Source organism: Pseudomonas sp. P5_B2, from assembly GCF_056400445.1.
Map to the genome: position 1 here is coordinate 1 of NZ_JBFULH010000174.1, position 8,164 is coordinate 8,164.

An 8,164-nucleotide genomic window follows, 5' to 3' on the forward strand; every position below is an offset into this window, starting at 1 on the left:
GCCGAGCAGTCCTGCTGCGGCAAGCAACCAGACCAGTTCGATGCGCGCGAAGCCGACACCATTGCGCGCCTGAAAGCCATCGCCCCCACGTCCATCGGCGAACTCAACAGTGGCGACAAACGCTGCCTGGTGCCGCTGACCGTCGCCGACCTGGCCGACCTCTATGACGCATATCCACAGGCGCGCCTGCTGGCCGGCGGTACGGACCTGGCGCTGGAAGTCACGCAGTTCCACCGCACCTTGCCGGTGATGATTTACGTCGGCAACGTGGCCGAGATGAAGCGAATCGAACGTTTTGACGATCGGCTGGAAATCGGCGCTGCAACCGCCCTCTCCGATTGCTACGAAGCGTTGAACGCCGAGTACCCGGACTTCGGTGAATTGCTGCACCGTTTTGCCTCGCTGCAGATCCGCAACCAAGGCACCCTCGGCGGCAACATCGGCAACGCCTCGCCCATCGGTGACTCGCCTCCCCTGCTGATTGCTCTGGGCGCGCAGATCGTCCTGTGCAAAGGCGAAACCCGGCGCACCCTGGCCCTTGAAGATTACTTCWTCGATTACCGCGTCACTGCGCGTCAGGAAAGCGAGTTCATCGAGAAGATCATCGTGCCGCGCGCCAGCGCCGAACAACTGTTCCGCGCCTACAAGGTTTCCAAGCGCCTGGACGATGACATCTCCGCCGTTTGCGCTGCCTTCAATATCCGTCTGGAAAACGGCGTGATCGCTGATGCCCGCGTGGCCTTCGGTGGCATGGCAGCCATCCCTAAACGTGCCAGTGCCTGCGAAACAGTGTTGCTCGGTGCGCCGTTCAATCACGCCACCGTCGAACGCGCCTGCGCCGCACTGGCCGAAGATTTCACTCCGCTTTCGGACTTCCGCGCCAGCAAGGAATACCGCCTGCTCAGCGCGCAGAACCTGCTGCGCAAATACTTCATCGAACTGCAAACACCGCACATCGAGACTCGGGTGACCGCTTATGTCTAATCATCACGCTGTAGAGAAGACCCAAGCCGAACTGGCTGAACTGTTCGCCAAGGACCTGACCACCGGTGTCGGCCGCAGCGTCAAGCACGACAGCGCAGCCAAACATGTGACCGGTGAAGCGCAGTACATCGACGACCGCCTGGAGTTTCCGAACCAGCTGCACGTTTACGCACGCTTGTCGGACCGCGCTCACGCGAAAATCATCAGCATCGACACCAAGCCCTGCTATGCCTTCGAAGGCGTGCGCATCGCCATCACTCACGAAGACCTGCCGGGCCTGAAAGACATTGGCGCACTGCTGCCGGGCGACCCGCTGCTGGCCATCGATGATGTGCAGTTTGTCGGTCAGCCGGTGCTCGCCGTTGCGGCAAAAGACCTCGAAACCGCACGCAAAGCCGCCATGGCCGCGATCATCGAATACGAAGATCTGGAGCCGGTGCTGGACGTAGTCGAAGCCCTGCGCAAACGCCACTTCGTACTCGACAGCCATACCCATCAGCGCGGCGATTCTGCCGGTGCCTTGGCAACGGCCGATCATCGCATTCAAGGCACGCTGCACATCGGCGGACAGGAACACTTCTACCTCGAAACCCAGATCTCTTCGGTGATGCCAACTGAAGACGGCGGGATGATCGTTTACTGCTCGACGCAGAACCCGACCGAAGTGCAGAAACTCGTCGCCGAAGTGCTCGACGTATCGATGAATAAAATCGTCGTCGACATGCGCCGCATGGGCGGTGGTTTCGGTGGCAAGGAAACTCAGGCGGCAAGTCCTGCGTGCCTGTGCGCCGTGATCGCGCACCTCACCGGGCAGCCGACCAAAATGCGCCTGCCACGCGTCGAAGACATGCTGATGACCGGCAAGCGCCACCCGTTCTACGTTGAGTACGACGTCGGCTTCGACAGCACCGGCCGCTTGCACGGAATCGCGCTGGAACTGGCTGGGAACTGCGGCTACTCGCCGGACCTGTCGGCGTCGATTGTCGATCGCGCAATGTTCCACGCCGACAACTCGTACTACCTGGGCGATGCGACCATCAACGGTCATCGCTGCAAGACCAACACCGCATCGAACACCGCTTACCGGGGTTTCGGCGGCCCGCAAGGTATGGTCGCGATTGAAGAAGTGATGGACGCGATTGCCCGCCATCTGGCTCTCGATCCACTGGCGGTGCGCAAGGCCAACTACTACGGCAAGACCGAGCGCAACGTCACGCATTACTACCAGACCGTCGAGCACAACATGCTCGAAGAAATGACCGCCGAACTGGAAGAAAGCAGCCAGTACGCGGAACGCCGTGAAGCGATTCGTCGCTACAACGCCAACAGCCCGATCCTGAAAAAAGGTCTGGCGCTGACACCGGTGAAATTCGGTATTTCCTTCACCGCAAGCTTTCTCAACCAGGCTGGCGCGCTGATTCACGTCTACACCGACGGCAGCATCCACCTGAACCATGGCGGCACCGAAATGGGCCAGGGCTTGAACACCAAAGTCGCGCAAGTCGTGGCCGAAGTGTTCCAGGTGGAAATGGACCGCGTGCAGATCACCGCGACCAACACCGACAAGGTGCCGAACACTTCGCCAACGGCGGCGTCCAGCGGTGCTGACCTGAACGGTAAAGCGGCACAGAACGCGGCTGAAATCATCAAGAAACGCCTGGTCGAATTTGCCGCACGCCACTACAAGGTCAGCGAAGAAGACGTGGAGTTCCACAACAGTCACGTGCGGGTTCGCGATCACATCCTGACGTTTGAAGCGCTGATCCAGCAGGCGTATTTCGCTCAGGTGTCGCTGTCGAGCACCGGGTTCTACAAGACTCCGAAAATTTTCTACGACCGCAGCCAGGCCCGTGGTCGCCCGTTCTACTACTACGCCTTTGGTGCAGCGTGCTGCGAGGTGATCGTCGACACGCTGACCGGCGAGTACAAAATGCTGCGCACCGACATCCTCCACGACGTCGGCGCCTCGCTGAACCCGGCCATCGACATCGGCCAGGTCGAGGGTGGATTCATCCAGGGCATGGGCTGGCTGACCATGGAAGAACTGGTGTGGAACAACAAGGGCAAACTGATGACCAACGGCCCGGCCAGCTACAAGATCCCGGCCGTGGCGGACATGCCGCTGGACCTGCGGGTGAAGTTGGTGGAAAACCGCAAGAACCCGGAAGACACGGTGTTCCATTCCAAGGCGGTGGGTGAGCCACCGTTCATGCTGGGCATTGCGTCGTGGTGTGCGATCAAGGACGCCGTGGCGAGCCTCGGTGACTACAAGCACCAACCGAAAATCGATGCGCCGGCGACCCCGGAGCGGGTGTTGTGGGGTTGTGAGCAGATGCGGCAGTTGAAAGCGGCGAAGGTTGCCGAAATCCAGGCTGAGGTCGTTTGATGATCGTTCCCACGCTCTGCGTGGGAATGCAGCCCGCGACGCTCTGCGTCGCATTGTGAACGCGGACGCGGAGCGTCCAGAGATGCATTCCCACGCAGAGCGTAGGAACGATCGTGAGAGGTGAAACATGTACAACTGGATCGACGCCCTCGCCGACCTGCAATCCCAGGGTGAACCCTGCGTGTTGGTGACCATCATCGAAGAGCTCGGCTCGACGCCGCGCAATGCCGGTTCGAAGATGGTCATCAGCGCCACCCAGACGTTTGACACCATCGGTGGCGGGCATCTGGAATACAAGGCCATGCAGATCGCCCGCGACATGCTCGCCAGCGGTAAACAGGACACGCACCTGGAGCGCTTCAGCCTCGGCGCCAGCCTCGGCCAGTGCTGCGGTGGCGTGACGGTGTTGCTGTTTGAACCGATGGGCCAGGTCCAGGCGCAGATCGCCGTGTTCGGCGCCGGCCATGTCGGCCGCGCATTGGTGCCGCTGCTCGCCAGTTTGCCTTGCCGGGTTCGCTGGATCGATTCGCGGGAAGACGAATTTCCTGACCAGATTCCCCACGGCGTGCGCAAGATTGTCAGCGAAGAACCGGTGGATGAAGTCGACGATCTGCCCGTCGGCAGCTACTGCATCGTCATGACCCACAATCACCAGCTCGACCTCGAACTCACTGCCGCGATTCTCAAGCGCAACGACTTCGCCTACTTCGGCCTGATCGGTTCGAAGACCAAACGGGTGAAGTTCGAACACCGCCTGCGCGACCGCGGATTCGACAACAGCGTCGTGCAACGCATGCGCTGCCCGATGGGCATCGGCGAAGTCAAAGGCAAGTTGCCTGTGGAAATCGCCATCTCCATAGCCGGCGAAATCATCGCCACCTATAACGCGAATTTCGGCCAGCAGATCGCCAGCGCCGGATCATCGATTGCCAAACTGCTGCCTGCTTCACGCCGCAGTCAAGCTTCTAACTGAGAACTCCCATGCCTCTGACTCGCAAAGCCTACCGTGCCGCCATTCTGCACAGCATCGCCGACCCCGCCGAGGTGGGTATCGAAGCCTCGTACGAGTATTTCGAAGACGGCCTGCTGGTGGTCGATAACGGCCAGATCAGCGCGCTCGGCCATGCCAGTGACTTGCTGCCAACACTGCCGGCCGATATCGAAATAACCCATTATCAGGATGCGTTGATCACCCCAGGCTTCATCGACACCCACATCCATATGCCGCAAACCGGCATGGTCGGCGCCTTCGGCGAGCAACTGCTGGACTGGCTCAACACCTACACCTTCCCGTGCGAAAGCCAGTTCGCCGACAAGGCTCACGCCGATGAAGTGGCCGACATTTTCATCAAGGAACTGCTGCGCAACGGCACCACCACTGCGCTGGTGTTCGGCAGCGTGCACCCACAATCGGTGAACTCGTTTTTCGAAGCTGCCGAACAGCTCGACCTGCGGATGATCGCCGGCAAGGTGATGATGGACCGCAATGCGCCGGACTACCTGACCGACACCGCCGAATCCAGCTACGTCGACAGCAAGGCGCTGATCGAGCGCTGGCACGGCAAGGGCCGCTTGCACTACGCCGTCACCCCGCGTTTCGCCCCGACCAGCACCCCGGAACAACTGACCCTCGCCGGCCAGTTGCTGAGCGAATACCCGGACCTGTACATGCAGACTCACATCAGTGAAAACCTGAAAGAAATCGAGTGGGTCAAAGAGCTGTTCCCGGAACGCAAAGGCTACCTGGACGTCTACGATCACTACCAATTGCTGGGCGAGCGCTCGGTGTTTGCCCACGGCGTGCACCTGTGCGACGACGAGTGCGCGCGACTGGCGCAAACCGGTTCGGCCATCGCCTTCTGCCCGACCTCGAACTTCTTCCTCGGCAGCGGTTTGTTCAACCTGCCGATGGCCGAGAAACACAAACTGAATGTCGGCCTGGGTACGGATGTTGGCGGCGGCACCAGTTTCTCATTGCTGCAAACCTTGAACGAAGCATACAAAGTCATGCAGCTGCAAGGTGTGCGTCTGAGCCCGTTCAAGTCGCTGTACCTGGCCACGCTCGGCGGTGCGCGAGCGCTACGCCTGGAAGACAAGATCGGTACGCTGAAACCGGGCACCGATGCAGACTTCCTGGTGCTGGACTACAACTCCACGCCACTGCTCAGCTATCGCTTGAAGCAGGCGAACAACATTGCCGAGACGTTGTTTGTGTTGATGACACTGGGGGATGACCGCACTGTTCTGCAGACGTATGCGGCGGGGAATCTGGTGCATCAGCGCTGAGTTTTTCCGGACATAAAAAATCCCCCGCACTTTTCAGTCTGGGGGATTTTTATTGCCTGTCTGATCGCCTTCGCGAGCAAGCCCGCTCCCACATTGAATCTGTGTCGTACACAAATAGTGTGTTCACTGGAGATCTAATGTGGGAGCGGGCTTGCTCGCGAAGGGGGCAACTCGGTCTATCAGAGTTTCGCGCTGGGCCGCCCTGGCTTCTTGGTCTGCAACAAATGCGAGAACACCGCGTGCAAATCATCCGAAGCACTTTCTTCGTTGAGATTGAGTTTGCTGTCGATGTGATCCATATGATGCATCATCAAACTCACCGCGAGCTCAACGTTGCGCGCTTCGATGGCGTCGATCAGCTGCGTGTGTTCGTCGTAGGAACAGTGCGAACGATTGCCACTTTCATACTGGGCGATGATCAATGATGTCTGTGACACCAGGCTGCGCTGGAAGCTGATCAATGGCGCATTCTTCGCCGCTTCAGCGAGTTTCAGGTGGAACTCACCCGACAGACGGATGCCGGCACCGCGATCGCCGCGAGAGAAGCTGTCGCGCTCATCGTTGACCATTTGCCGCAACTCGGTAAGTTCCTCGGCGGTCGCGTGTTGCACCGACAGCTCAGTGATCGCCCGCTCCACCAGACGGCGCGCGAAGAACACCTGTCGGGCCTCATCGACGCTCGGACTGGCGACGACCGCGCCACGGTTCGGACGCAGCAGCACGACGCCCTCATGGGCCAGGCGCGACAGCGCGCGGCGAATGATGGTGCGACTGACCCCGAAAATTTCCCCCAGCGCTTCTTCGCTCAACTTGGTGCCGGGTGCCAGGCGCTGTTCGAGGATGGCCTCGAAGATATGCGCATAGACAATATCGTCCTGGGTCCCGCTGCGACCGGCTTTGCCTGCTCGCGGTTGTTTCTTTAGGGGTTGCAACTGTTCGTTCATGGGCACTCGAGTCGGGAGAACTGCGGCAAATTGACGGTGACTGTAATACGGCACAGTGGGTCGCTGGCAAGTATCGCGTAAAAAATCACCGCGATTGTACACAATGGATGGTGGCAACACGACTGTACGGCTGATTGTCGCTTCCGCTGTATTGCAACGATCCGCTAGGTTTGAGTTTAGGCTTGAACCCGGAATCTGCCGCTTGAACGCAATTCCTGTAGGAGCAAGGCTTGCCCGCGATGGCGTTCCTGAGATCGCTATCGCGGGCAAGTCTTGCTCCTACAGGAATTGCGTTGATTTGACATCTTTATCAGAACAAGGAACACCGCTGTCATGAACGACGCCACGCACACGCAACTGCGCCCCTTGGCCGACACCTCACCGTCGGCCATTGTCGCCGGGTTTATCGCGATGATGACTGGTTACACCAGCTCTCTTGTGCTGATGTTCCAGGCCGGGCAAGCGGCTGGCCTGACCAGCGGGCAAATTTCGTCGTGGATCTGGGCGATCTCGATTGGCATGGCCGTGTGCTCGATTGGCCTGTCGTTGCGTTATCGCACCCCCATCACGATTGCCTGGTCGACACCCGGTGCCGCGTTGCTGATCACCAGCCTGGGCGGTGTGAGTTATGGCGAAGCCATTGGCGCCTACATCACCTGTGCAATTCTGGTGACCATCTGTGGCCTGACCGGCAGCTTCGAACGGCTGGTGAAGAAGATTCCGGCGTCATTGGCAGCTGCTTTGCTGGCAGGGATTCTGTTCAAGATCGGCAGCGAGATTTTCGTCGCCGCCCAGCATCGCACCGGGCTGGTGCTGGGCATGTTCTTCACCTATCTGCTGGTCAAGCGCCTGTCACCGCGTTATGCCGTGCTGGCCGCGCTGTTGATCGGCACGGCTTTGTCAGGGTTCATGGGGCTGCTGGATTTCAGCGGTTTCCATCTGGAAGTGGCGACACCGGTCTGGACCACGCCGCACTTCTCCCTGGCCGCGACCATCAGCATCGGGATTCCGCTGTTCGTGGTGGCCATGACCTCGCAGAACATGCCCGGCATCGCTGTCCTGCGCGCCGACGGTTATACCGTGCCGGCTTCACCGTTGATCACCACCACCGGCATCGCCTCATTGCTGCTGGCCCCGTTCGGCTCCCACGGGATCAACCTGGCGGCCATTAGTGCAGCGATCTGCACCGGGCCGCATGCCCATGAAGATCGCAACAAGCGCTACACGGCCGCCGTCTGGTGCGGGATTTTCTACGGGATCGCCGGCGTGTTCGGCGCGACGTTGGCGGCGCTGTTTGCCGCATTGCCGAAGGAGTTGGTGCTGTCGATTGCGGCGCTGGCGTTGTTTGGTTCAATCATCAATGGCTTGAGCATCRCAATGATCGAGGTGAAGGAGCGAGAAGCAGCGCTGATCACCTTTATGGTCACGGCATCGGGGCTGACGCTGTTTTCCATCGGTTCGGCGTTTTGGGGGATTGTGGCGGGGGTGATGACGTTGCTGATTTTGAATTGGCGTAAAAGCTAAAAGCACGCAGCCTCGCTTCGCTCGACAGCTGCTACACACC

The 8,164-nt window shown here is 59.8% G+C and carries 6 protein-coding genes; 5 read left to right on the forward strand and 1 reads right to left on the reverse strand.

Going from position 1 to position 8,164, the window contains the following annotated elements:
* From AC1DRJ_RS14805 to guaD, 4 genes are all read left to right on the forward strand, one after another.
* The coding region (locus AC1DRJ_RS14805; protein WP_477802818.1) for a xanthine dehydrogenase small subunit at positions 1 to 984 on the forward strand (984 nt) is incomplete at its 5' end.
* A complete protein-coding gene (gene xdhB / locus AC1DRJ_RS14810; RefSeq protein WP_477802819.1) occupies positions 977 to 3,370 on the forward strand; it encodes a xanthine dehydrogenase molybdopterin binding subunit in 2,394 nt (797 codons plus the stop codon). The genes AC1DRJ_RS14805 and xdhB, both read left to right, overlap by 8 nt.
* Positions 3,371 to 3,497: 127 nt before the next feature.
* Positions 3,498 to 4,343 carry a xanthine dehydrogenase accessory protein XdhC gene (gene xdhC / locus AC1DRJ_RS14815; RefSeq protein ID WP_477802820.1) on the forward strand — a complete coding sequence of 282 codons (846 nt, stop codon included), beginning with the start codon at positions 3,498 to 3,500 and terminating at the stop codon, positions 4,341 to 4,343.
* Between the two features lie 8 nt (positions 4,344 to 4,351).
* On the forward strand, positions 4,352 to 5,656 hold the full coding sequence (guaD, locus tag AC1DRJ_RS14820; RefSeq protein WP_477802821.1) for a guanine deaminase: 1,305 nt from the start codon (positions 4,352 to 4,354) through the stop codon (positions 5,654 to 5,656).
* 179 nt (positions 5,657 to 5,835) lie between these two features.
* Here guaD and AC1DRJ_RS14825 read toward each other — a convergent pair whose 3' ends face one another.
* The gene (locus AC1DRJ_RS14825) at positions 5,836 to 6,600 is read right to left on the reverse strand and encodes a GntR family transcriptional regulator (RefSeq protein ID WP_477802822.1); all 765 of its coding nucleotides are present in this window, start codon (positions 6,598 to 6,600) and stop codon (positions 5,836 to 5,838) included.
* Positions 6,601 to 6,933: 333 nt separating this feature from the next.
* Between AC1DRJ_RS14825 and AC1DRJ_RS14830 the strand changes: the two genes are divergently transcribed.
* On the forward strand, positions 6,934 to 8,124 hold the full coding sequence (locus AC1DRJ_RS14830) for a benzoate/H(+) symporter BenE family transporter (RefSeq protein ID WP_477802823.1): 1,191 nt from the start codon (positions 6,934 to 6,936) through the stop codon (positions 8,122 to 8,124).
* Positions 8,125 to 8,164 lie beyond the last annotated feature (40 nt).

Excerpts from the sequence above, each read along its gene's own strand:
- guaD (WP_477802821.1), top strand. The coding sequence starts at position 4,352 with ATGCCTCTGACTCGCAAAGCCTACCGTGCCGCCATTCTGCACAGCATC.
- xdhB (WP_477802819.1), top strand. The coding sequence starts at position 977 with ATGTCTAATCATCACGCTGTAGAGAAGACCCAAGCCGAACTGGCTGAA.
- AC1DRJ_RS14825 (WP_477802822.1), bottom strand. The coding sequence starts at position 6,600 with ATGAACGAACAGTTGCAACCCCTAAAGAAACAACCGCGAGCAGGCAAA.
- xdhC (WP_477802820.1), top strand. The coding sequence starts at position 3,498 with ATGTACAACTGGATCGACGCCCTCGCCGACCTGCAATCCCAGGGTGAA.